General features: G+C 39.3%; 28 protein-coding genes. 5 read left to right on the plus strand and 23 right to left on the minus strand.

What is annotated here, in order from left to right; translation table 11 throughout:
- Window positions 1-13: 13 nt before the first annotated feature.
- The 17 genes from AC0KUU_RS24750 to AC0KUU_RS24830 form a co-directional block, all read right to left on the minus strand.
- Window positions 14-1282, minus strand: a complete 1269-nt coding sequence (locus AC0KUU_RS24750) for a LysM peptidoglycan-binding domain-containing protein (protein ID WP_473453455.1) — start codon at window positions 1280-1282, stop codon at window positions 14-16.
- A complete protein-coding gene (locus AC0KUU_RS24755) occupies window positions 1279-1572 on the minus strand; it encodes a hypothetical protein (protein ID WP_473453457.1) in 294 nt (97 codons plus the stop codon). The genes AC0KUU_RS24750 and AC0KUU_RS24755 overlap by 4 nt, the downstream gene beginning before the upstream one ends.
- 42 nt (window positions 1573-1614) lie before the next feature.
- Complete coding sequence (locus AC0KUU_RS24760; protein ID WP_473453459.1) at window positions 1615-5052, minus strand: hypothetical protein; 3438 nt, start codon at window positions 5050-5052, stop codon at window positions 1615-1617.
- Window positions 5052-5483: a hypothetical protein gene (locus tag AC0KUU_RS24765; protein ID WP_473453461.1), complete on the minus strand. Its 432-nt coding sequence runs from the start codon at window positions 5481-5483 to the stop codon at window positions 5052-5054. The genes AC0KUU_RS24760 and AC0KUU_RS24765 overlap by 1 nt, the downstream gene beginning before the upstream one ends.
- A 32-nt stretch (window positions 5484-5515) precedes the next feature.
- Complete coding sequence (locus tag AC0KUU_RS24770) at window positions 5516-5947, minus strand: hypothetical protein (protein ID WP_473453463.1); 432 nt, start codon at window positions 5945-5947, stop codon at window positions 5516-5518.
- 114 nt (window positions 5948-6061) lie between these two features.
- On the minus strand, window positions 6062-6637 hold the full coding sequence (locus AC0KUU_RS24775; protein ID WP_427598459.1) for a hypothetical protein: 576 nt from the start codon (window positions 6635-6637) through the stop codon (window positions 6062-6064).
- 14 nt (window positions 6638-6651) lie between these two features.
- Complete coding sequence (locus AC0KUU_RS24780; protein WP_473453465.1) at window positions 6652-8139, minus strand: hypothetical protein; 1488 nt, start codon at window positions 8137-8139, stop codon at window positions 6652-6654.
- A 97-nt stretch (window positions 8140-8236) separates the two neighbouring features.
- Window positions 8237-8902, minus strand: coding sequence for a hypothetical protein (locus AC0KUU_RS24785; protein WP_473453468.1), 666 nt, complete (start codon window positions 8900-8902; stop codon window positions 8237-8239).
- Window positions 8903-8907: 5 nt separating this feature from the next.
- Complete coding sequence (locus tag AC0KUU_RS24790) at window positions 8908-9642, minus strand: hypothetical protein (RefSeq protein ID WP_473453470.1); 735 nt, start codon at window positions 9640-9642, stop codon at window positions 8908-8910.
- Window positions 9642-10085, minus strand: a complete 444-nt coding sequence (locus tag AC0KUU_RS24795; RefSeq protein WP_473453472.1) for a hypothetical protein — start codon at window positions 10083-10085, stop codon at window positions 9642-9644. The genes AC0KUU_RS24790 and AC0KUU_RS24795 overlap by 1 nt, the downstream gene beginning before the upstream one ends.
- A gap of 12 nt (window positions 10086-10097) precedes the next feature.
- Window positions 10098-10616 (minus strand): hypothetical protein, encoded by a 519-nt coding sequence (locus tag AC0KUU_RS24800; protein WP_473453474.1) that lies wholly within the window; start codon window positions 10614-10616, stop codon window positions 10098-10100.
- A gap of 122 nt (window positions 10617-10738) precedes the next feature.
- On the minus strand, window positions 10739-11671 hold the full coding sequence (locus AC0KUU_RS24805; RefSeq protein ID WP_473453476.1) for a hypothetical protein: 933 nt from the start codon (window positions 11669-11671) through the stop codon (window positions 10739-10741).
- A 32-nt stretch (window positions 11672-11703) separates the two neighbouring features.
- The gene (locus AC0KUU_RS24810; RefSeq protein WP_473453478.1) at window positions 11704-12150 is read right to left on the minus strand and encodes a hypothetical protein; all 447 of its coding nucleotides are present in this window, start codon (window positions 12148-12150) and stop codon (window positions 11704-11706) included.
- Between the two features lie 20 nt (window positions 12151-12170).
- Entirely contained in the window at window positions 12171-13385 is a 1215-nt protein-coding gene (locus AC0KUU_RS24815; protein WP_473453480.1) for a hypothetical protein, read from the minus strand.
- 13 nt (window positions 13386-13398) lie between these two features.
- The gene (locus AC0KUU_RS24820; RefSeq protein WP_473453482.1) at window positions 13399-14094 is read right to left on the minus strand and encodes a hypothetical protein; all 696 of its coding nucleotides are present in this window, start codon (window positions 14092-14094) and stop codon (window positions 13399-13401) included.
- On the minus strand, window positions 14087-16549 hold the full coding sequence (locus tag AC0KUU_RS24825; RefSeq protein ID WP_473453484.1) for a hypothetical protein: 2463 nt from the start codon (window positions 16547-16549) through the stop codon (window positions 14087-14089). Before AC0KUU_RS24825 ends, AC0KUU_RS24820 begins: the two co-directional genes overlap by 8 nt.
- A gap of 192 nt (window positions 16550-16741) precedes the next feature.
- A complete protein-coding gene (locus AC0KUU_RS24830) occupies window positions 16742-17323 on the minus strand; it encodes a hypothetical protein (RefSeq protein WP_473453486.1) in 582 nt (193 codons plus the stop codon).
- Window positions 17324-17695: 372 nt separating this feature from the next.
- Between AC0KUU_RS24830 and AC0KUU_RS24835 the strand changes: the two genes are divergently transcribed.
- Genes AC0KUU_RS24835 through AC0KUU_RS24855 form a run of 5 tightly spaced genes read left to right on the plus strand, consistent with a single transcriptional unit; the run spans window position 17696 to window position 19790 of the window.
- Window positions 17696-18037 carry a hypothetical protein gene (locus AC0KUU_RS24835; RefSeq protein WP_473453488.1) on the plus strand — a complete coding sequence of 114 codons (342 nt, stop codon included), beginning with the start codon at window positions 17696-17698 and terminating at the stop codon, window positions 18035-18037.
- Window positions 18034-18582 carry a 3'-5' exoribonuclease domain-containing protein gene (locus AC0KUU_RS24840; protein WP_473453490.1) on the plus strand — a complete coding sequence of 183 codons (549 nt, stop codon included), beginning with the start codon at window positions 18034-18036 and terminating at the stop codon, window positions 18580-18582. The genes AC0KUU_RS24835 and AC0KUU_RS24840 overlap by 4 nt, the downstream gene beginning before the upstream one ends.
- Before the next feature lies 1 nt (window position 18583).
- Window positions 18584-18853 carry a hypothetical protein gene (locus AC0KUU_RS24845; RefSeq protein ID WP_473453492.1) on the plus strand — a complete coding sequence of 90 codons (270 nt, stop codon included), beginning with the start codon at window positions 18584-18586 and terminating at the stop codon, window positions 18851-18853.
- Window positions 18850-19386 (plus strand): hypothetical protein, encoded by a 537-nt coding sequence (locus AC0KUU_RS24850; protein WP_473453494.1) that lies wholly within the window; start codon window positions 18850-18852, stop codon window positions 19384-19386. The genes AC0KUU_RS24845 and AC0KUU_RS24850 overlap by 4 nt, the downstream gene beginning before the upstream one ends.
- Before the next feature lie 26 nt (window positions 19387-19412).
- On the plus strand, window positions 19413-19790 hold the full coding sequence (locus AC0KUU_RS24855; protein ID WP_473453496.1) for a hypothetical protein: 378 nt from the start codon (window positions 19413-19415) through the stop codon (window positions 19788-19790).
- A 108-nt stretch (window positions 19791-19898) separates the two neighbouring features.
- On the opposite strand, the gene AC0KUU_RS24860 is transcribed toward AC0KUU_RS24855, so the two are convergent.
- From AC0KUU_RS24860 to AC0KUU_RS24885, 6 genes are all read right to left on the minus strand, one after another.
- Window positions 19899-20393, minus strand: a complete 495-nt coding sequence (locus tag AC0KUU_RS24860) for a hypothetical protein (protein ID WP_473453498.1) — start codon at window positions 20391-20393, stop codon at window positions 19899-19901.
- A complete protein-coding gene (locus tag AC0KUU_RS24865; RefSeq protein WP_427598021.1) occupies window positions 20390-20773 on the minus strand; it encodes a hypothetical protein in 384 nt (127 codons plus the stop codon). The genes AC0KUU_RS24860 and AC0KUU_RS24865 overlap by 4 nt, the downstream gene beginning before the upstream one ends.
- Window positions 20760-21206, minus strand: a complete 447-nt coding sequence (locus tag AC0KUU_RS24870) for a deoxycytidylate deaminase (protein ID WP_473453500.1) — start codon at window positions 21204-21206, stop codon at window positions 20760-20762. Before AC0KUU_RS24870 ends, AC0KUU_RS24865 begins: the two co-directional genes overlap by 14 nt.
- A 5-nt stretch (window positions 21207-21211) precedes the next feature.
- Window positions 21212-21373 (minus strand): hypothetical protein, encoded by a 162-nt coding sequence (locus AC0KUU_RS24875; protein ID WP_473453502.1) that lies wholly within the window; start codon window positions 21371-21373, stop codon window positions 21212-21214.
- 26 nt (window positions 21374-21399) lie between these two features.
- Window positions 21400-22008 (minus strand): dUTP diphosphatase, encoded by a 609-nt coding sequence (locus AC0KUU_RS24880; RefSeq protein ID WP_473453504.1) that lies wholly within the window; start codon window positions 22006-22008, stop codon window positions 21400-21402.
- A gap of 71 nt (window positions 22009-22079) precedes the next feature.
- Window positions 22080-22478 carry a hypothetical protein gene (locus AC0KUU_RS24885; protein WP_473453506.1) on the minus strand — a complete coding sequence of 133 codons (399 nt, stop codon included), beginning with the start codon at window positions 22476-22478 and terminating at the stop codon, window positions 22080-22082.
- Window positions 22479-22527 lie beyond the last annotated feature (49 nt).

A 22527-nucleotide genomic window follows, 5' to 3' on the forward strand; every position in this document is an offset into this window, starting at 1 on the left:
GGTTTCCCCTCCTTTAATCATAGAATCCAGCATACGAATTGCCGGTAACCGTATTAATCAGTTGATTCATAATGTCACTTCGGAACGCCGCTTCACTTTGACCATTGCGGTTAATAAGCGGTGCAACTTTGTTATACTCAGATGTCGATAACAACTTCTCGTTTAGCACAAGGAATTGCATGTTGTACTTACGATGGAAAGATTCATCTTCTCTGTCTGTATAAGAAAAGCCGACCACAATGCCTTTGTATTCTGTTTGTTTATAAAACAATTTAGAGATACCTAATCCGTAGTAATCGTTCGTCTTCTTAGCAGCCATGTATTTGTGATAGCGGCTCATAAAGTCATTGAATTCATTACTTGCTTTTGTCTCGATTAAAAAGCCTGTAATATTTAAAACAGGTAAATTACTAGCACGTACATTTATCATCCAGCCACCATTTGTTGCGGATTGCTGTACTGTATTTCCGTAAGTAGCACTAAAGCCTGTTGTACGTAATTCGATAACGGCCTTTTCACCTGCAGCATTTTCTAAATTCATGATAGGACGTTTATAACCAGGACGTTCAAACAGAACAGGTTTACCAAGTGTCGTATCTTTAGACATTGGTTGTCCGGCTCCTATGAAGGTAGATGGTTTGACTTTAGCTGCTACAGGCGTTTGTTTAGGTCCTAATCCAATCGATGTGTTAGGTGCCACTAATGATTTGGCCATAAAGGATTGAACAGTCATATTCGACTTTTTGTTCAAACGGATTTTTCCATCTAAGTCTTCTAAAGGAATTTCGTCATAAAGCACATACTCCGGATCACTTGTTATCCAGCGGTACTCATCCACTAAATACATACTGCGTCCTTTTAAAACGGCAATCTCATAAACTCGTAAAATCTCACCGTCCGCTAGCCATCGAACTCGTTTCTCGTATCCATTCGCCTGTACCTCGATTAGTGCGGTTTTCTTTTTAATTCGTACAAAACCGATTTGACCGTCTAATACTTTCCGCTCTTTATACGTCACATCTTTTGTAGGCGTAGCTAAGATGTAATCTGTTGTTTCAAGTTGATCACGGAGAGAGTGAGCAAATTCAATTTGGTCATAAGCGGTTGTCGTATTACGAATCGCATTCTCTTCAGGCGTATAAACCTTTAGCTTCCAGCCTACTTTTAGTTCTTGGTTAGCAGGAATGAAAGGATTATCTGCCATTAGAATCCGTATAGTTGTACGGAATTTAACTGCTAATACACCAATAACATCGCCCGGTTTAACTGTATAAATGTTCATTCCTCTTCACGTCCTTTACGGTAAAAGGTACTGCTGGAAAAGTTGTACGTATTTAAATCATGTTGAGCAAGCGAAGTGATAAACACGATTTCAGCTGCATTGTCTTCCATTTGACGCATCCAACCTAGAATGATCGGCACGGGTATTTTTTGTTCCACCATGTCAAGAATCATTTGTTTAATGCGTAAGTTTTCTTCTTCTAAATCGTAAATATTTTCACGTAATGTACGCTCAGTATCGAAAGCATTAAACTCACCGAGCCTTAATTTTTGATATGATTTGCGGTCCAAACCGTCACCTCATTTCTACAAACAAATCAAGCAGAAACGGAGTTAGTTACTCCGCTTCGTGCTCACACTTGTTGAATTCGAACCATTTACCGGCATGCCATTTATTGCATCTTCCATCATTTGTCGTTCACTTTGCATCATGCTAAGGAACGCTGCCATACTTTCTTCATGTTCTTTAGCTGTTTCTTTAATCTCTTTACTGGAAGCTTTCTTACCCGGCTTATCCTTGCCATCCGGATTAGACACATGCTGTGCTTGAACAGTTTTTAATACATAGTCCTTTAGTTTTTCATCGTTTACATCACCGGATTTATCGGTGAAATCCTTAAAGGTCACTTGACTGTCTTTTGAATCAAGGTACTTAGCAAACTCTGTCATTTCTTTTTTACTTAAACCGTCTAAGGCTGCATCAATTTCTCCAGCCATTCGGTTATTCGCATCTAACATATCCAGAACGTTGAGCTTACCTTTTTTCAATTTCTTGTTCGTTTTCTTGCCTTCTTTCCTTGCGTCACCTAAAAGGTCATTAATTTCTGCTTCACCCATAACATCACTAGCAGCAAGTAAATCAGCGATTTGTGTAGGAGCTGTAGCCATTCCTTTTGTTTGGCGAGAATAGTTTTTATAGATTTCAGCGTTTTTCGCAAGGTCTTCATCCGTATCTTTTAAATCAGCATATTTACCAGCTATTTCGAGCGCTGTTTCATTATCTGTAATAGCTTTTACTTTCTTTTTACTGCCGGATTCAATCGCTGCTTCTAATTTTTCAAGTTCTTTTTCACTCAATCCCTTAATGTCTTTGTCATTAGAAGTGAGGAGCTTTGTCGTTTCTTTCTTGAATGTTTTTTTATCTTTAATCATTTTGTCGCGTTGTTCTTCAAGAGTTTCAGCGGATAACGTCTTTGCCTTTTCGTCTTTTGGTTCACCGAGCCAATCTGTTGCTTTTTCAGATGACCAATCCCAACCGGTTTTTAAGCTAGAAGCAAAGCCGACGTTAAAACGATCTAAACCGTAATCCACGGTACCCCAAAAGCCTTCGTATTCGCCTTGTGCTTTGTTCTCAATGACATCTGCACGCATACCTTCGACAATGCCGTATTCACCTTTTTCTTGCTTCTTCTTCATTTGAGCAACTTCGGCAGCAGTCATTTCACCTTCTCTTATGCGAGCTAGATCACGACGGTAACGACCTGTATTGACTTCCTCAATTTTGTCTCGATCTTTCGCCATCTTCTTCACTTGTTTTTCTGCATCTGCTACTTCATCTGGTGTTACTGTAGCCTTTGCAACACGAGCTGTACCTCTGAACCCTTTACCTTGCTTAATTTCATCTACTCCGCGCTCTTTTTCGTAGTCATTAATTGCCTCGTTGTTTTTATTGATAACAGCTAAATCCTCTGCCATCTGATCGACGCCTTCATAAGTGAAATCATTTAAAGGTTCGCCACCAACCATGCTTCGATCATCAACGCCTGTGACAAACTTTTGATAGTCCATCATGACTTGACCGGTGGCATCAGTGATGTCTTGAGCCTTGTCACCAAAGTAATTTCCAAATGTTCGTTCCCATCCAAACTTCATTTGTTTAAAGAAGCCCGGACTATTTGAAATCGCATTGGCATCTTGCTCTTCTTTCAGAACTTTTGATTCATACATCTTTGTGAAACTATCATCTGTAGAAGCTTGTAGCATTTCTTCAAAATAAGCGGCTTGCTCAGGGTCTTTTGCAAAACCAATTTGTTGCAAGGCCTGCTTGTAATCAATCTCGTTACCACCTTCAGCAGCACGTTCTTGTACCAATTTAGCGGTACGATCCGCGAACTCAGCTAAATCTTCTTGCGAAGAACCTTCACTGAAACGAGCGGAAATGGTATCGCTCAGCTTTAATTTTTCAACTTCACTTAAGGAGTTAACATATTGCCTAGACGCTTTCTCCATTTCGTCCGCTGAAAAATCACCGGACACCAACATATCCATCTTCTCTTGATTTAACTCGAACTCTCCGGTTTGTTCGTTTAAGTCAAATGCAGGAGCATAGAATCCTAGTAAACTCGTTTGACCAAATTCTGTTTCCGCAAATTTACGAGCCGTTAAATCAAACTCGGCACCCGCCTGTTGAGGACCGCCAAGGTTTTTACTGTAGTTATAAATCGGATCACCAGCTGCTTTTGCATCATCTTGCACTTGTTGAGCAATGGCTAATGTTTTAGATGAGCTTTGAGCGATATCCGTTGCATTTAAAGAAGTGCCTTGCGTAATCTGATCCACTTGACCGAGTAGCAAGTTGCTTGCCTGTGTTGGGTCCATTCCTAACATAGAACCCATAACACGAGTTTGAGCCGCAATAAATGGCATATCTTTTGTTGATATACCGCGCGCTTCCATTTCACCCATGAAGGCTGTCGCTTCTTCAATCGTTTGGTTCATTGTTACAGTGATTTCTTTTACTGCGCCTACAATCTCACTGAATTTTTCTTTAAAGCTCTTTACATCCGAAACGCTTTTAAGAAGGTTATTATTTGCAGCACCTTCTAAGATTTGAGACATTTCACCTTCGTCTAAATATTCTTCTGGAGCTAGCTCACGTAAATAACGTGAAATTTCTTGACGGTCTTTTAACCCCATTCCGATACCGCCTAGCTCATTCGTTGATTCAAAGGCATTGATAAATTTGTGGTCTGTATCCTGCAAGATTTCTTGATAGTTAAGTGCTTCTTTCGCTTCGCCTACAAATGTATCTGACACGCCTTTTACTCCAAGTGATGCAGCAGTACCTACAGCTAACGCTGGAATGATTCCACCCGGAATAAATAAAGACGCGGCAGCGGTAGCACCTGTCATAACACCAGCTGTCACCCCAACAGCTTTTTCTTGAATATCACGTGATTGATCTTCAAAGAATGCGGATGTTGCTTCTTTTGAATGTTTAGTTGCATCAAAATCTCTCATTTCGCGTATCGTGCCACTTAAGAATCCAGTAGCAGGCGCGAATGGAGAAGGTGCTTCTGTTTGACGACCTCCAAATACAGAACCCGAAGCATAAGAATCGTATTTAGTGGGATCGAATAAAGGTAGCGCTTTAGGATCAAGAGGCGGAGCTTTAGCATCGCTAGAAGGTTTCGCTACACTGTCACTAGAAGGTAAAGCCATTTTTTCAGTAGAAGGCGCTTCCGCTATGCTGCTCTTTACATCAGGAATAGAAACAGGAATGTCCGTTGACGCAATCGGTATTGGTTCCATGTATCCAGCTTCACCATCAGAAGGCATAGAAGTAGGACTAGCGATATTGGGAGGTAGCGGTGTGCCAAAATTCCCCGACTCTGCAGCTGCAGGGTTAGAAGGAGGAGCAACAACTTGTGATGAATTGTCTTTCATTCGGTCCATTTCTTGCTGTTGTTGCATTTTGATAATTTGTTGCATAAGTTGCGTTTGAATATCCATTGTGTGTTGTAAAGCCGGGTTTTCCATTTCCATAGCCATTACTGCTCACCTTCCTCCCTAGCAGGCATTTGATAACGCTTGATACCTACTAAAAATTCTTCGTCTGCTTTTGAAATTCGTGGTAAACCAGCAAGAGGATCAACGTCTGGTTCATCCACGATAATTTCTTCAGGTAAAGATTGCATTAACTGATCCCACATTTCAGGGAATTCTTCAGGCGTAACTTCAGAGCGATGATCTTCAAGCTCTTTCATTTGTTGAACAAGGTTATAGCGCTTTGCATCAACAAAGATATAGAGTACTTCAAACAAGTCATCGAGTTTTTCTGCCCAATTTCGATTGATCGTATTCTTGTCATCCCATTCCTGCTCTTCCTCTTTCAGCGCTTGCCGATAAGCGATCATAAGTTGGATATCTGTCAGTTGAGTAAAGCGTTCTTCAAAAGCATGACCGTGCGCCCTTGAAGCCACTTTTGCTCTCATTTTAAAGACAGGATCGTCAATTACTTTTCCACGTTGTCAGCAAGGTCTTGCCAAAATTCGTTTTGCTTTTTGATTAGCTTGTTGTACTCTTTGCGTAATTCTTCTTTCATCCCGCTGTCTAAAGCTAGAAGCTCACTGTACAATTCACGACGTTGTTTAAATTGTTCTTCCGCTGTCTTCTCTGTATCTACTGGAGATTGACCGTCGATGGATTTTAGAGCCATCGTAATTAAAGCCGTTGTACGTAACTGATTCATTACATCGTTGTATGGAATTAATTTGTCTGAATTGTATTTTGTTTTTAAGTAATCCGGATCTACCATTGAAAGTGCTGTTGCTTGCTCTTCAGAAGTTAATCCTTTATAAACCCACTTTTTATCTGCTAATGTGAAGTCATGTAAAATTTCGCCTTTTTCAGCTAATCCCTTAAGTGTGCCTGCTAGTAAACTCATGAAAACCTCTCCTTTATTAGTTATATTTACCTAATACTTTATACCTATAAATATTATAATCTAAAAAGGAGGGATAACCAATAAGTTATCCCTCCTACTTGTAGAATCTTTCGCTTATTTAAGACGGAATGTAACCTTCGGAATTGTCGTGTACATGACACTTAAATTCTCCATTACAACCGTTCCACCAGCTGTGATTTGTTCACTACGAGCGGAGATTTGGCAACCACGGAATAGAGTAGACTCTACCGCTTCGGTTACTGTATTCGCATCGTTTACTGGATATTTCGCTACTAACATATCAAACGGCATGTTAATGTCGCGGATAGAACGCAAGATTTGATCATCACGTAAGTTTTTCTTATCAACCCCGTGATAGATAGCATTCAGTAAGTTTAATCCATTTAGCAACACACGAGAGATTTGGAACTGCCCTTGTGTGAGCCCTGGAATAATCATCGGCGCATCACTACCTAATTCGAAGAATTGTTGTAGCTGCTTCTGTTCACTGTGCGATAACCCTTGAATTAATCCAATGGGTTTCATTGCAGTGGACTTTGTTGTTGCGTTCGGAGTAGGAGCCGTAAAAAGAATAATACGGTCTGCTCTCGAAAAGTCATTTTGAGAAATGGAACCTTGAATATTGGTATCATGATAGGTCCACTTAGGGACTGTAATAGTTTCAGCCATTCTCTATCCACCTCCTAGATTACTAGATAAACATCTAAATGGTTAGCCGGATAAACCGGATCCATTTGCATTCTTGTTACAAGATCACGACCATCGCCTGTATCATTGATTTGCCAAGCGGTGATGATAGTGAGACTCTTAGCCAAACGTTCCTCTAATACTTCCTGACGAACAGTAGCAGTTGTTCCTTCTAAACGTTCTAAGTAACCAGAATCCACGTTGTACTGACCTGCGTATACGCTTAGTCGATCACGGAATTTCTTTGTTACTACGTCTAGGTTTTTCACAACGCTGTACTCTTGATCGGAAGCGATGTTTGTTTGTGCTGTAGTTAACTGATGGCGAATTTTCGCATTGACACGATCATTATCTTTTACAACAATGAACACGCCGCGCTTAGCCAACATATCCCACTGCACAGGACGGAAACGCGGAGCATTGATTTTTTCGAATACTGTAATCTCACGTAGAGATAACGGATCTACTTTTCCAATGACAGCATCTAAACATGCTACAGCAACAGACATATAGAAAGGAGGAAGCACATACAGTTGGTCTTCCATTCGTAGCTCAACAGAATCACCACAGAAAACGTTACATACACGCTTGCTGTTTAAAGATTCTGAATAGCCGCCAACTTTTGTGACTAACTCGTCAATGCTGTTTAAGTTTTCAATTTTTGTTGTGTCGTATGAAACAAAACTTACCGTTTCACGGCGATCTTTAGGGTTAGATACACCAGATACAAAGTTGTTAAGTAAGTTCGCAATTTCCGGCTTAGATGTTAAAGGTACGATTCGATAAGCATCCTCAAAGAAATAAACCTTTTCTACCGCTGCTTTAAAGTCAGCTAGTGAAGGTTCTTTACCGTAATCACGTGGCACCTCAAGGTAGTAGAAACGAGGCACTTGCATACGGAACGCAATTTCAGCTGCAATGGCGATATCGTTATAAAACTCATTGTCATCTTCTTTTAAAATCGGATGACCAAAAATATCTTTGGAATAGAAGCGGTTTTCTGTGCCCATTAAACGTAAGTCGAAATCTTTGTCTGCATTGGAAGCAGTGATATTCAACTCGTATACAGCGTCATTGGCTACCACTTTGCTTGATGTAACGTTTATCACGACTGTTACAGTTGAATCGTTCGAATTAAACGTTACGTTCTTAACGACTGTGAAGTCAGTGTTTGGCTCTAATGCTACCGTCGCAGGTTCCCCTTGCGGAGCAGAAGCACGAGTGACAACAACTTGACCAATTTGAAACTTCGTTACATCAAATAAATCAAAGTTCATATCCCCAATTAAATCGAACGTCAAGGTAACTTGAGGAAACTTTTCCGTATTAGCACGAATGTTTTTCTTTTGAATATTACGGTTACGAGACGTAACGCCTGTACCGATAAACACCGGATAAAATTGTGTCTCTGGGCTTTTTTGCTCCACTTGCCGTCTTTCGATGCTTACGTCTACACCAGGACCTCGATAGTTACTGTAAGGCATAAGGATTTCCCTCCTTTTGTTATTTCAGCTATCTATAATTCTAAAGGTTTTATAGGTCTTTAGCCACATATTTTAGGTTTTAAATAGTACTATTTTACTAGTTTTTAGGCGCACTTCGGTTATGGGTAACGGTATAAACGCCAGGTGCTCGATATTCTCCACCGAACGGATCTGGAATATCAATATCAATATTCGGATCATCAGAACCTCTTCCGGTTCCATGTTGATATTCCCACGGAACTTCGACTCGAAAAATAACTTGTGTTTCAAACAAATCATTTTCTCGTTCCACTTCTTGTGTCTCGCCAATCGTCGCATCTTGAATGTTTATGCCGACTTGCGTAAACATGCCATGAAGCGCGAACACACCAAGCATATTTAATTCATCCGCTAAATCAGACGATTCTTCTTCTACGAAAGCTCTGACACTCACACTGATCGTTGTAGGTATGACTTTAAACGATTTATAGCCAGCCACTACGCCTTCATTATTCCGGATTTCTTCTGTCATATTTTTAAAGAAGCCATCCTGTAAACCGAAATTGTATTGACCGATTTTAATAAGAAAACGCGGCACTTTATATTCATGAGAGATATTGGCATAGGAAGGTTGAATATGAATACCTGTTGCAGCCATATCATCCTCGAATTTATAAGCGGGATGTCGTTTATAAATTTCCCTTAAAGCAACCAAAAAACGTTCGCGTACCGTTTTCTTAAATAAATTAACTTGTGGAAATAAAGCACGTTGTTCTTCAGACAAATTTATCACTCACTTTCTACCGGTATCGAATAAGCAGGATGCCCCTTTTTCAATGGAGCCAGTTGCAAAACCTGCCTAATTAAAAATTGCGATACGGTACGAGGTGCGACACTTACAACTTTAAAACGCTGATTCAAATAATCGACCATTACATCTTCTGGATACACAATAGGAGTGTTGCTGATCCACGCTTGAATCGGAGTTAACGTTGTTTCATCTGCATCATGTTCACCAGATGTCATTACGTACTGACTCATATCTTGTGAGATTTTTGTTTTAATAGGTGGGTGATAGCCAGATAACTTTCCGGTACCCCCGCACACTTTACAATTCGCAAACTTAGGCTGATTAGTAATTGAGTTCCAGCAATTCGGACACTTTTCTTCAACGCGCTTTTTAAGCAAAAAATGTACCGGTGGATTATTCATAACACGTAATACCACGCGGCTTTCATAGATGACTTTATTCGCGATGTTATTCGGCATGTTATACGTTAAGCTAACAGGACCATCCTCAGCGACTTTCACTCCATTACGAAATCCTTCGACTCTGTAATAGTAGCGGATATTGTAATCGTATAGATTCACCGTTGGATCTAGTTGGAATGGCTGCGTGATGTTTTCAGCAATGATTTCAAAATCATCAGTAGGAGAAGTAGAGCGATAAAGCGTGAAGTTCTCTCCATCCAATGTCCATTCCACATACAGCTCCCGCATAGAAGTCGGTGTTACCTTCATCATTAGAAATACCTCATAGGGCTGCCGACACCGCGAAACTTCGGTAATCGCGAACGCTTAAACATTTTCAATTCTTGATAGAAAAGTGTCGCCTTGCTATTTAACCATTGAGCATAATGGCCAGATTTATCATCCAAATTTACATTGAAGCCTGCATCGCTGTAGCTAAGTTGATTCCGCAAGTGAAGCAAACCCTTCGCTTCAAGCATTTTCATCATAGCCCCGTCTAGCAGGAGTACGGTTTTTGGAAACTTACTTAAACTGTAACTTGTGCGTGGTTCTGTCTCATTAATCATGTACCATGACTCAGTGATCCAGTGGGCAATTTCTTCATCGCTAAACTCTTGCTCTTGCCCATTTAAAATATTTTTTAGAGGGTCTGTATCAAGTACATTCCCTCTAAAACGTTTCACATAGGTTTTCATAGGTTCAGTTAACTCAGCCATACAAAAACCTCCTTATTCAGCTTTATCCTCAGTCTGTTCTTCATCTTTTTCATCTTCTTTTTGTGGTGCTTCGTACTCGTCAAATTGCTCAGACATAAATTTGTGAACAGCTTCCGTAATTTGTCCAGCATTCTTACTTTTAGAAAGAGTTAAATTCGGAACGTCCTTCGACCAATCAATTAATTCCGTTTTATTCTTCTCTTCAACTTCTTCAGGTGTTAAGTACCAATCCGGTTTTGCATCGGCTTCTACTGCAGGAGTTCGAACAGGTTCTTCCTCTTGTTTATCATTGTCTTCCACCAACTTATCCACGTCTCCACCATTAAGCGCATATAGAATGGCTTGAGGTACTTCATCATGGATGTGAATTTCGTTATTTTCTTGTAATCGTAATGCGTAGTTTACTTGCTCCAGTGTACGGAAATGAACCAAGCCACCTGTATTCGGCTGAAGCATAGATTTCCCTAAAGGACGAACGACAGATTGTAAGTTTTCGATATATAGTGAGCAAACATGTTTATTTGAAAACATTTGAATTTCCCCTCTCATTTTTAAAAGTAAAAAAAGCGAAACGGTTACCCGCCTCGCTTTTTGTCTAACCGCCGCTTCTCGAATCTGCACCGATTACGACGAGCGACGGCGTTATTTTAAAATCAAGCAGCTTTACCTAACTCTAAACGAGCGATTGCAAGGTGACTGTGAATAAACATACCGATATACTCATAAGCCATTACCTCTTTATCGCGCTTCTCAGGGATACGGTTAACATCAACAGTGATGTCACGTAGAATCGGCATACGACCAAGTACTTCCTTCGGAGCTAGTCCGTATACATACTTTTCGTCAACCATGATACCTGTGATCATCTTGATACCGCCCCAAATTGTAGGCATTTGACCTGTTTCTAATACGCTACGTTGAGTCGTATCATCTAACTCATTTTCTCCCCATAATAGGAAGCCGTCGTATGTTACAGGATTCATTAAGTAAGCAGCAAATGCTACATCGTTACGAGAGAAGATATTTTTAACTGCTAGTAAACCTGGCTTCGTGATTTCACGTTCAGATTGAGTAGCAATTTGAGTTTTCTTACCTTCGTCAGATTCTACTAACATGTTAGCAGCATCTAAGAAAGAGCGGTCTTCAAGTTTACTAATCTCTTGACCTGCTTTTTCCTGTGTACGACGGAGTAAATCGTACGGTTGAGTATCTAACTCCCACTGTGTAATCGTTAAACGTGGAGTAGCTACTTCAAAGAAGTTTACTTTAACAGTTGTACCTTCAACAGTTAAAGTTGGAACCTCTGCAAAACGCGCTACAACAGCAGCAGTAGCTTCAACGTCTTTTGAATAAGTAACGAATACTTCTTCATTTACACGCGTTAAGTCTTCAGAAGAAACATTTGTAATCGTGATTATGTCACGCACAAAGCCCTCATAATCGCGCTGCACTTGAATAAATTCTGGCATTTTTTCCGATGCATAACGCTCGAAGCCATTGCCGCTTGCTAACAATTCGCGTAATTCTAATTCTTCTTCATGGAATTCCCCATTCATACGGGGTGCTGAAATACGACCTCTAGCCATAGTTTTTCTCCTCCTCAGCTCTTAATCAATGATTAAGATTGATAATGTAAAAATTCAGAATCATCACTAGGAACGATTGTTACGTAACCAACAATGTCTTGAGCTTTGTGAGTGCCTTCAGTGAATGGCTCCACAACGCCTTCTTTTGTTTTAGAAGCAACAACAGGTTTCCCATGTGTATAAGAAGCTTCTTTATCGTACATGTCTGTACCGATCATGTAGTTGTTCATTAAGCAAGTGATCGCACCTAAACGTGATACGTTGTCACGACCTTCTAAGCGCTCTCTTTGCAATCCAAGACCTTGACCATTGTAGCGGCTGTTTAAAGTTGGATATGCTTTGCGAGTGCCATCAGCATAGTCAAACTCACCTTCATCGTTAATGTGGAATAACTGACCAGGATAAACGTCTGTAACGTTGTCAGAAATCGGCAAGTCTAAACGATGGGCATTTTGATAGTAATTAGTTTGAGCTAACATGTATCATTCTCCTCCTTTGTTTACCTTCTATTGAGATCACTAGCCGCTTCACCGATACTTTGTCCTCTTTTTGACAGACCAAGATTCGCGTTCGCATTCGTATGAGTCGATGCTAGTTTCTTATTATCTTTATATTCTCCTATAATTGCTAAACTTTCAAGACTTTCTTCCTGCATTCCTGCCATTTTATTCATATTTTCATATCTTTTTATAGTACTTTCGTCGCATATCATAAGCTCGTCAACCATGCCCTCTACCTCTGCCTGTTTGATCAATCCATTCTCCAACATTTCTTCTGCAAGATCGACGGCAATTTTAGAACGCTTTTGTGCAATGGTTCTAAGACGTAACTCTTCAAACTCTGCTTCTTTTTCAAATAACTGCTCCTGTCTTTCAGCAGCTGTCTTTTCCATTAAGTCTTTTTCCATAATTGCTTGCTCTAATTTTTGCTCAGTAGCGGTTTTTTCCATATAGAGTATTTCATAATCTTTTGCATGCTTTTCTAGGCTTTCTTCTAACTCAGCGATTTTTTGCATGGAAGCTACTTTATCCATTTGCTCCATTTCGTCTTTTTGAAGAAAAGTGTGATTGTCATACACGGAAGATTCTTTTTGCATATTTTCTTGAGTGGTGGTTTCATTCTCTTTTTGCCCCTCGCGTGGATATAATTTATCCGCTACGTACCCTGTAGCAAGAAGGGGAGTGGCAAACTTAATTGGCTTTTCGACTACTGCAACAGCAGACGGTCTAAATACTTCTTTATTGACTTTAGACACGGTACCGTCTTCGGCCACTTCTTCACCAATTTGACGGTTCACTTTTGTCGAGAATGCTTTCCCTCTCATTGAATCCGGATTTTTACCAGCTAAGAAAGTACCTGCTTTTGTATCCGCTTTTTCTAAAACGTTTTTTGTACCAACAACACCTTTTTCAATGGCATCTTTTGTTTTAGGTACGATTCGTTTTGTTAATCCCAATGCACCATCTAATAAGAAGCTCCCTGTACCTTCACCTTTAAGAACATCGTTGTGTTTTGCTATCACTTGTTCCTCATTAAAAAGATTGAGGCTTGATGGATCTACCTTTGAATCTTTCACTTGATGAGTAAATGAACTAGTGAGTGGCTTAGCTTCTTTCACACCTTTTCGCATAAAGGGAAGAGCAAGCAGCTTCTTAGGATTGAAAGCCGCCTTCTTCTCCAAGAAAGATGTTTGCTCAAATGAAGTCTTATCCATACGTTCCACCCCCTTATTGATTTAAGAAATGAGTAAGCTCGTTTTTCAAACGGTCTGATGTAGAGAAGTTTTTCACTAAATCGAAATCGTGGTTCTCCATCAATACATCGAATACGGCGTTTGCAATATCCGCTAATTCTTTGTTTCGATATGTCGTAAGGAAGTTACGTGCCTGCTGCACAATCATGCGCTTGTAGTATTCGGCGCGGTAGCTGTCCATACCAGCTTCTTTTAATAAGCGATGCTCAATCATTTCTTCTACCTGTTTTTGCGTTAAACGTCGCATTGGCAAAGCACCGATTTGTTGCTGGATAACGTTGCGATCCATGTTATCGATGATGCCAGTAATAACATTGGGAAGTTCGCCACCATGCGTTTGTTGTAAATCTTCAGCTCGTTGTACAACGGTTGAAGCAAAATCATGTGCAGATTCTCCACTAATGCCTAACTTTTTGGAAATGTATTGTTTCGTTTGAGAAAATAACTCGAACGGGTTTGATACTGTATTTGCTCTTTTCTCCATTGAATCTTTACGTAGTTCGGTTACGTCACTAGCCATTTTTGAAAAGATAGCTTCTGACTCCATTGGAGAAAGGGAAGAAAAGGAGAGTGCCTTTTCTTCTTGCTTTCGATTAGAGATAGATTGCTCATCATAAACGCTCGCAATCTTTTTCATTCCTTGACTACGATATTGTAGGTTCTCAAACATTCGGATTTCCTCCTTCGTTCGGCTTCGGCGCTGTTTGTTCTTTCGGTTTGCCCATATCAGATAATTTCTTGAATACTAAGGCATCCACAGCGCGCCCTGGCAATGTACGAGATAGAGGAGATACGTCACCAATAGCACTTAACAACATGTTGTTTGTAAACTCTTCAGCAACCTTATCTAGTTCTCCCTCTACATGATCGGATGCAATCTTTAGCATTCTTCCTTTTTCACCAGACGGAATATTGTAATGGTCAAGAATCGCAAAGGCTTCTTTATCCATTCCTCCTAGTGAAAGGATGGTAGCCATTTTGACAGCGCTTGTTTGTTCCTCATTTGCACCTGTCTGATCCATGTAATCCGTTAAAACTTTTTTATTATCAAATACGTTATAATCACCAGATGTTAAATCATCCGCTACTTTCACAAGGCTTTCGAATTGGTCATAATCCGCTTCTTTTGTGAAAGGTTTTTTAAGTGCTTGGAAGACGTTGCCTCCAACACTCTTCGCTTTTCTTGCACCTGTCGCAACTGCTCTTGTTAAAGGAGCACCTGCTAAGGCAGCACCAGCACCAACAATAAACGGATGTTCTTTCATAAAGTTTTGGCCATCCGTTAAATATCGGCCGTTATTCTCACGACTCTTTTGATAAGCACTTGCACCGTAAGCGATAGGCACCGTAGCCATCATTAATTTCGTTTTGCCAATACCCGACTTCTTTTTATAATCAGGATTCAAACCGATCTTTTCACGCGGTTGATATTTCTGACGTTTTTGTTCCTTGTATTCTCGACGCTCATCACGAGATTCAAAGTCAGGTGCAGCTGTTTTATCCATGCCATCAAATGTATCTGCAGCTAATTTAATAATTTTGGTTTGACCGAAGCTAGGACGCATTCTTTCATATAAGCCATAAGCTAAACCGCCTAGTGCTTCTCCAATGGATGAAGGGTGTGCAATCATATTTAAATCACGGCGCACATCTTCGTTTCCAATAACTGCTCGATGTCCATTAAGCACAACCGACAAACGCGGATACAGATGATCCGGGTGCGAACTACGCATTTTCATCATTGGCTCTAATGTAGAGCGGATGATACGGATCACACGAACAGGTGCATCTTGATTTAACTCAGAACCTATATCAACATTTGATAAGAAGCTGTCGCGGTTACGATTGAAGCCATCTGTATCAAACGTTGCACGTTGGTATAAATCAAATAGAGAAGATGGATCATGGAAGTCAGGCGCATCTTCAATGTCCTGTACAGCTTTTGTCATTCCTGTCGCAAACTCACTAGGATATACGTTTCCTTCCTCTTCAGAAGCGACATCTAAATCTCTATTTAAATGAGCATCCGTCATATGTTTAAGAAGCGTATCCAATTCACCAGGGAAGAAGGTAATTCCCATTAACTCTGCTACACCTAAAAGGGTAGAGAAGGCACGTGTGATTGGAATGTTGTTTGCTTTCGCAACAGACTTTACGCTATTAGCAACTGTGATTAAGGAAGCATCATCTAATCGTTTTTCTGTTAAGAATTTAATCACTTGTAGCATTTCAGCTGCATGTGGTAAATCCGATTGTTTTTTTCCGCTGATGATATTGATAAGCTTTCCAGTGACTTGCTTTTCGAACTCAGCGATTTTACGCATCATTTCATTGTCCATATTCGCTTGCTTAGTAGCAGCCACTTTAAATAATGGATGAACGCTTTCTTCCTCATGAGCTACCTTCTCCATTGCTTCATCGTATACATAGTGAAGCGTAGAAGAATCAGAAGCGACTTTGCGGAAAGATGTTGTAGCAGTACCTTTAGGCGGTGTGTCTACAATAAAGAATGCTTTGGCTACACGTTCAGCTCCGTTAAGTACCGTACTTGAATCGTGAAAACGCGGTTTGTAGTTAATCTCAAATACACGTTCACCATTCCCTAAGAACTGAAGGCGGTACTTTCTTACGTGGTCACAAAACTCTGATTTCTTACGAGCTTTATTTCCACAGATACTGCACTCTGTATAAGGAACTTTACAACCCATCGATACATCCGTTAGGTATCCTTTTAGATAACCACGTGCTGTTTCAGGTGAGCGTTTTTTGTCAATTCCTTTTAGAATCTCAACGCATCGCATAACTGGATTCCAGCGGACACTGATAATCTTTCCAATCGCATTTTCCACTTTTTTATTTTCGTGGTTTTTGAAAGGATGACCATCATTAAATGTGCTGAAATAAGCTTCTAATTGATCGTTCGGAAAGTAATCTCCGTTTTTATTTGGACCGTAAAATTCACCGGACGACACGATACGAACCCACATATAAAGGAAGTCCGGGTCGTAGACAAATCCTTCGGGGAAATCTACATCACTTGCTTCTTTTACTAATTCGTCTTCTGACGACACATCAAAGATTTTGTATTCCGTTATTCTGGACGGAATTAATTTATCGAATGACATGGTAAATCCTCCTTTCGAACTATGACAAAATACCTATTATTACTATATCATGAGCCCTTTACCTTTTACTCTCTTTTTTAGGGTCAACAAAGCATTTTTTAAACAGAAAAAAGCCCACCGCAACAAGGCGGCAGGCTTAGTGGTTAGTCTTCTTCTGATAGATCGGTTCATTATCCTTAGAGAACAAAAGGACTAATTGTTTTTAATTAATGTGCGGATATAATTAATTCCTTCTTGATTCTTACTGACAAAAACAATAGAAGCAATTGTGTTATCTAAAGCTGCAGTGTTGTTAATATCAGAAGCACAGGTTACATAAGGCGAAATGCCTTTTGCAAGCGCTTCTTTATAATAACTGTATAACTTCTCTTTTGATTCTTGACCTAATTCGAATATGGTTGAAAGTGTCTGGGAATAAACAAGGTCTACATCTGTTCTTTCTTTTACAACCGTCCGATTAGCTTGAATGACTTTTTCAAATGGGTTTACAAACTGCTGCAACAATTCATGGTGCCAATCAACTTCATTTAACGATAAGGCTAATTCCACCAATGATTTTTGTTGCTCTTCACTAAACATGACATAAAATTTCTGAATCATTTCTTTTGGCAATATATGCACAGAGCCGTATTCTAACCCTGGAATTGGCGATGCATCGAAACGTTCTATTTTTTTCACAACAATTTTCAAGTGATCTGCAATTTCCTCAATGACAAAAGCTTCAATGGTTGCGCTTTTAAAAGGTCCTTTAATCCAATCTCCAAATTTCGGCATGTTCTCCCCTCGCTCTTCAACGATTATCAGAAACGTCGAACTCTCCTCCTTCAATTCTAAGTGTCCCCTCTATAAAACACAAGGTTTTAAAAGGATATTTCTTGAAAACAAAAAAAGGAGTAAGTACATAAAGTACTTACTCAAAAACATGTCCAATTAGGGGAAACGGAGTCAAAAGCAACGAAAAAAGCGAACATCCGTGTACCTAAATATTACCACAAAATATAGGTATAAAGATACAATAATTTTCTATATATAGTATATTGTCCACACAAAATAAGGAAGTGTTATAAGCACATTGGAATAGAAATACATTGTTTTGTATTTTCTATTTTTGGTTGTTTTGTATTAAAATAGAAAGGAGGGCTTAAATTGGATACATTCTGTCAAACAGAAGAAGCATTCAAACGCCTACTCGATGGCGATATTATTGAAAATATTGAGCAACAATTTTTCTTACGAAAAGAGAATCATCAGTTATTAATGTCTTATGATTGTGTCCGCTGGCAACAAACGGACAATTCGTTTTCTTCTTTTTTTAGCGGTGGAATATGGAGAAGCCTAAGTAATCTATCATACTACCAACAATTAAAAGAAGGAGATCCGCAAGCTGCACTATCATACTTAACCGAGCAAGATACGATTTTACCGGAGTCACATCCGAACGCAGATAAAACAAAAAGACGTTGGTTTAAAGGAGGAATATTAAATTGAAACGTACAAAAGTATGGTTCGATACAGAATTTACAGGATTGCATAAGAACACTACATTGATTAGCATCGGACTAGTAAGCGAAGAAGGCCATACATTTTACGCAGAGTTTACGGATTATGACAAGAAACAAATTACGCCCTGGTTAGAAACAAACGTCTTATTTAATTTACGACTGCAGCACATGAGAGGGTTTACGCATATAAACGTTACACCTTCAACCAAGCGAGAAGTAATTGGTGACACAGCAACCATCACCAAAGAGCTCCGTCAATGGTTGAATCAATATAAACAAATTGAAATGTGGTCTGATTGTTTAGCATATGATTGGGTGCTATTCTGTCAGCTGTTCGGTGGAGCAATGCTGATACCGAAACATATTTATTATATTCCTTTTGATTTGTGTACATTGTTTTTAGCAAAAGGAGTCGATCCAGATATAAGCCGAAAAGAATTTGCAGGTAAAAACCTCAAATTACACAATGCACTAGATGATGCATTACTGCAAAAAGCATGCACGGAAAAATTATTAAAAGGAGCGGATTAACATGGATAACAAAAAAGTACCGATGGATTTGCATAAAGGGAATTTCGAATTGGACGGAAACGCAATAACCGCTTCTCATATTGATTCTAAGAGACTTGCTGCTATTGATCCGCATCAATATACAAGTTACACATTACAGGTAGCAGACGGTAAAGAAGTGATCAAAATAACTAGTGATGGCGATCTACTTTGGAACGGTAAAAAAGTAGAAACAGAAGATGCATTGGTTAGTGCATTACGCTCGTTCTTACGAGAGGCGGGTAGACTATGACAATTAAATCAACAGAAACAATTGTGCCAATTTCATTAGATTCCTTACTTGAAAAAGCGGATCTTAAAGATATTCAAAGATTACTAGCAAGCGCAAAAGAAGTGATGGTTCGTGAAGTATTAGCAGGTACGGATAGTAAAATTAATCAAGAAGGGGATGTTTCTGTGTTAAAACAAAAGTTTGAAACAACCGAAGAATTATTTAATTTTATTCAACAAGGATGGGTAGGGATGCCTGCTACGGTGGTATGTAAAGAAATTAGACGAAAAGACCAATTGCCACATTGGAAAAAATGTCCCAAAGATCATATCTATGTTGGCGTGATCAGACGCAAAAAAGGTGATCGTGTAATAATGGTACGTCATGGTTTCTCGGCAGATTTAGATTGTAACGTTCCAGCAGAAGAATTAACTATTGATGACTTATTGTTAACGGTATGGCCAGGAAGCCGAAACTTGCATTGCAAACATTGCGGCGAGTTTGCTACAAGTATTGATCGTGAAGGTTCATGCAGTGATTGCCCAACGAAATAATCCAAATTAACAGGAGGATTATCCAAATGGAAATGTTAGATGGCCGTACATTAGAGATTGGTCAGAAGGTAAGGGTATATGTAAATTTGCATAAGCAAGGCAGATTCTCAATAGTTGATACAAGAAGCGGGCTCGTATGTGGCTACGCTTCTTCTTGTTTATTGGAGGATGCTCACTTCTTTGTCAGTCCTAGCGGAAGAGAGAAGGTACGCAAGACCAAACATAAAATGGTTCATGCATGGGTAAGAGGTATTTTTAAAGGAGCGGATTTAGAAGGAGAAGGGTTTACCGAAGCGGTAAGTTATAATCCATACAAGAACGAAAACTTTATTGATAGCGAAGGAGAGGACATTCACTATGCAGAGCAAGCTTATTTCTCCAATAAGAAAGTGTACCTGCAATAAAAAGCATAATAGCACAATTATTAAAAACATAATTAATAAAATCATAATTACACAAATAGCCCCTTATCTCCTTTATGGGAGATAAGGGGCTATGATTGTTTTTTCTTTCTATTCAGGACGGACAACTAACTCTTTCTTACTGTTGGCCATTGCTTCAGCAGCTGTTAATGATAAGCCGCTTGCCACAACCCAATTTTCCTCAACATTATAAACTTCGTACGTATCGACTTGAGCACCGTATTTCTCCATCATTATAAATCCACCTCCTTCTAAAACATGCACTTTTCGACGCTTGAATTCTTCAAACTTCTCTTTTAATTCTTTCTTTTCCGCTACCCGATTTTTATAAAGTTCATCCGTTTCAGGGATTCCATCAAACGACAATTCCAATTCTTCAAGGTCATTTTCATATTGCGTATGGAGTTTAATTAAATCATGCACGGTAAGGATATTTTCTTCTGGCAAAACAAGCTCAATTTCATCTTCGCAATACGTTCCAGGAGCGGTCTTCAAATACTCTTGAACTTGGTCAGCTCTTACAAAAGCTTTGTCCGCATTCATAATCTCATGATGAGAGTGCTCTAATAATACAAATATCTTCATCGCTTTTTCCTCATTTCCCCGCGAGTTTTTAACTCAATCCAATAAATACTATAAGCCGTAAAGTTAGACTCATAGATTGTATAGCCTAGACGTTCCAGAATTCCTCTTGTGACGTTTGAATCTTCATCATGAATCAAACATCGATACGATATGTAAGCTCCTGTTTCACGTCCTTCTACACTTTCGGGATATAAGAGCGCATACCTTCTAATTAAATCTTTTACTTCGTCTTCTACTTCTCGTAAAACACGAATCTCATTTTTGCTTTTATCCATTGAATAAAACATAGGAGGATATGGAAAGACCATTTCGGGAAGTAGGGATGAATTTCGCGTTGTTAAAGAAATGCGAGTAGGAAAGTCAAAATTAAAACGCGCCATCGTCTTTTACCTCTTTCGGTTCTACCCATTGCTGCCATTCCATGTTCTTATTGAAATGATGGTTATATGGATTAGGATAAGATTCAATATAGACCACACGGCGTATACCTACTTGAGCAAGCGTACGTGTGCAATTTTCACAAGGTTCCACTGTTGCGTAAACAGTAGCACCTTTGAATACATCTTTTTTCTCTTTTAATAAAGCGTTGATTTCTGCATGGTTGCAGCGAATACAACGCCCTTCGTTATTAATTAAGCATCCTTCATCCAAACAGTGTTCTTCCCCATGATTCGCACCGTTATATCCAAAAGAAAGTTGCTCACCATTTTGATCAACGATGACGCAACCTACTTTTTTACGGCGGCATGTGGAACGCTCAGCCCATATTTTCGCAACCGCTAAGTAACTTTCATCCAAACTTGGTCTGCTCATAATCGTTACCTCACAGCTGCATCTTTTTCTTGTTTTTTCAATTCGTTAATCATCCACTGGATATTGTTCTTCGCGATATAACCCTCCATATTCGGAAGAGCATCCTCTAACTTGGTACTGAATTTACTGAACCAATTCTCAATCTTTTCTAAATCTGTGCGTTCCATTCTCTCCATCTCCCTTTATTTAATTTTTAATACCCTTGTGCCTGTCTTACTTGGTTCTTTTTATGTTTAACATGATACGCTTCTTCAAGTTGCTTACTATAACCGAGTTGCCCCACAAGTTGAAAGAACGTATACATCACACTTACATAGTCCGTTACCATAGAAGAATCTTGTGTATCGATATCCAGTTCTTTCTTAATCCGTTCTTGCAAACGCCATCCTTGATGCAGATAAGTGATGTTTGCTACAAGATCCATAAACAGATCAGCAACCGGCTTATCCGTTTCAGTCGGGCCGTACATTTCTATAAATGGCATCGCTTGATCCACCACATTTAACTCAAGACCAAGAGATAAGATGAAATGGAATTTGTCACTTAGTTCTTCTAACAACTCATCTTCCATTGGTTCTTCGAGTTTTTGATTATATAGCTCTGCATAATGACGAGCTTTTTTAATAGAGGACGGCGTTTGCGTTGTGCTCCAGTATTTAAAGTCTTTAGGTGTTTCATTTGCAGCTTCACCCAATTCGACGATTAGACCTAAAAACTTTTTTTCGATACGTTCCTTCTTAGGAATATCTTTAAATTTCGCATCGAATTGGGCTTGTTCTTGAAACAATGTTCTGTAGTCCATACTCAACCTTCTTTCTTATTTTTGTTAGACACAATAAAGATAAGGACAATGTTCATTGTCCTTATGTATACTCACTTTTTCTTTTTGCGCTTTTTGATTTTCGTGCGTCGAATATTTATAGATTCATCGGGCTCTCGATGGATATATGTCTTGTATTTATCTAAGGTTAGTCGTCCTTGTTGAGTCATATTGATGAGGAAATCTTTTCGTACAGTAGCGGATTTATCAACCTTCAAATCTCTAGCCATCTGTTCGCCTTGAAAGACATTTTTATGTGTGTCTTTCACTGTTGCGACAATTTGGAAGTTCTCGTCCATTTTAGCAACGTGTTCAAATCCACCAGCTTCTTTAATCATCTTTGCAATATCGTTTTTTAAAGCTTGCTTTTCAAACTTCTTCTTACTCAATTCATCGGATAATTCGATAAAGCGAAACATTTTAGCTTCCAATTCGGCGTAATCCACTGACATACAATTTCCCCCTTAAATAAAAAATAATACTTTATACCTATATAATGTA

The organism is Priestia sp. ST2, from assembly GCF_055810735.1.

Excerpts from the sequence above, each read along its gene's own strand:
- AC0KUU_RS24790 (WP_473453470.1), bottom strand. The coding sequence starts at position 9,642 with ATGATGAAGGTAACACCGACTTCTATGCGGGAGCTGTATGTGGAATGG.
- AC0KUU_RS24815 (WP_473453480.1), bottom strand. The coding sequence starts at position 13,385 with ATGGATAAGACTTCATTTGAGCAAACATCTTTCTTGGAGAAGAAGGCG.
- AC0KUU_RS24810 (WP_473453478.1), bottom strand. The coding sequence starts at position 12,150 with ATGTTAGCTCAAACTAATTACTATCAAAATGCCCATCGTTTAGACTTG.
- AC0KUU_RS24880 (WP_473453504.1), bottom strand. The coding sequence starts at position 22,008 with ATGGACTACAGAACATTGTTTCAAGAACAAGCCCAATTCGATGCGAAA.
- AC0KUU_RS24830 (WP_473453486.1), bottom strand. The coding sequence starts at position 17,323 with ATGCCGAAATTTGGAGATTGGATTAAAGGACCTTTTAAAAGCGCAACC.
- AC0KUU_RS24820 (WP_473453482.1), bottom strand. The coding sequence starts at position 14,094 with ATGTTTGAGAACCTACAATATCGTAGTCAAGGAATGAAAAAGATTGCG.
- AC0KUU_RS24870 (WP_473453500.1), bottom strand. The coding sequence starts at position 21,206 with ATGAGCAGACCAAGTTTGGATGAAAGTTACTTAGCGGTTGCGAAAATA.
- AC0KUU_RS24800 (WP_473453474.1), bottom strand. The coding sequence starts at position 10,616 with ATGTTTTCAAATAAACATGTTTGCTCACTATATATCGAAAACTTACAA.
- AC0KUU_RS24850 (WP_473453494.1), top strand. The coding sequence starts at position 18,850 with ATGACAATTAAATCAACAGAAACAATTGTGCCAATTTCATTAGATTCC.
- AC0KUU_RS24845 (WP_473453492.1), top strand. The coding sequence starts at position 18,584 with ATGGATAACAAAAAAGTACCGATGGATTTGCATAAAGGGAATTTCGAA.
- AC0KUU_RS24825 (WP_473453484.1), bottom strand. The coding sequence starts at position 16,549 with ATGTCATTCGATAAATTAATTCCGTCCAGAATAACGGAATACAAAATC.
- AC0KUU_RS24760 (WP_473453459.1), bottom strand. The coding sequence starts at position 5,052 with ATGGCTATGGAAATGGAAAACCCGGCTTTACAACACACAATGGATATT.
- AC0KUU_RS24750 (WP_473453455.1), bottom strand. The coding sequence starts at position 1,282 with ATGAACATTTATACAGTTAAACCGGGCGATGTTATTGGTGTATTAGCA.
- AC0KUU_RS24855 (WP_473453496.1), top strand. The coding sequence starts at position 19,413 with ATGGAAATGTTAGATGGCCGTACATTAGAGATTGGTCAGAAGGTAAGG.
- AC0KUU_RS24775 (WP_427598459.1), bottom strand. The coding sequence starts at position 6,637 with ATGGCTGAAACTATTACAGTCCCTAAGTGGACCTATCATGATACCAAT.
- AC0KUU_RS24805 (WP_473453476.1), bottom strand. The coding sequence starts at position 11,671 with ATGGCTAGAGGTCGTATTTCAGCACCCCGTATGAATGGGGAATTCCAT.
- AC0KUU_RS24780 (WP_473453465.1), bottom strand. The coding sequence starts at position 8,139 with ATGCCTTACAGTAACTATCGAGGTCCTGGTGTAGACGTAAGCATCGAA.
- AC0KUU_RS24875 (WP_473453502.1), bottom strand. The coding sequence starts at position 21,373 with ATGGAACGCACAGATTTAGAAAAGATTGAGAATTGGTTCAGTAAATTC.
- AC0KUU_RS24795 (WP_473453472.1), bottom strand. The coding sequence starts at position 10,085 with ATGGCTGAGTTAACTGAACCTATGAAAACCTATGTGAAACGTTTTAGA.
- AC0KUU_RS24885 (WP_473453506.1), bottom strand. The coding sequence starts at position 22,478 with ATGTCAGTGGATTACGCCGAATTGGAAGCTAAAATGTTTCGCTTTATC.
- AC0KUU_RS24770 (WP_473453463.1), bottom strand. The coding sequence starts at position 5,947 with ATGAGTTTACTAGCAGGCACACTTAAGGGATTAGCTGAAAAAGGCGAA.
- AC0KUU_RS24865 (WP_427598021.1), bottom strand. The coding sequence starts at position 20,773 with ATGGCGCGTTTTAATTTTGACTTTCCTACTCGCATTTCTTTAACAACG.
- AC0KUU_RS24860 (WP_473453498.1), bottom strand. The coding sequence starts at position 20,393 with ATGAAGATATTTGTATTATTAGAGCACTCTCATCATGAGATTATGAAT.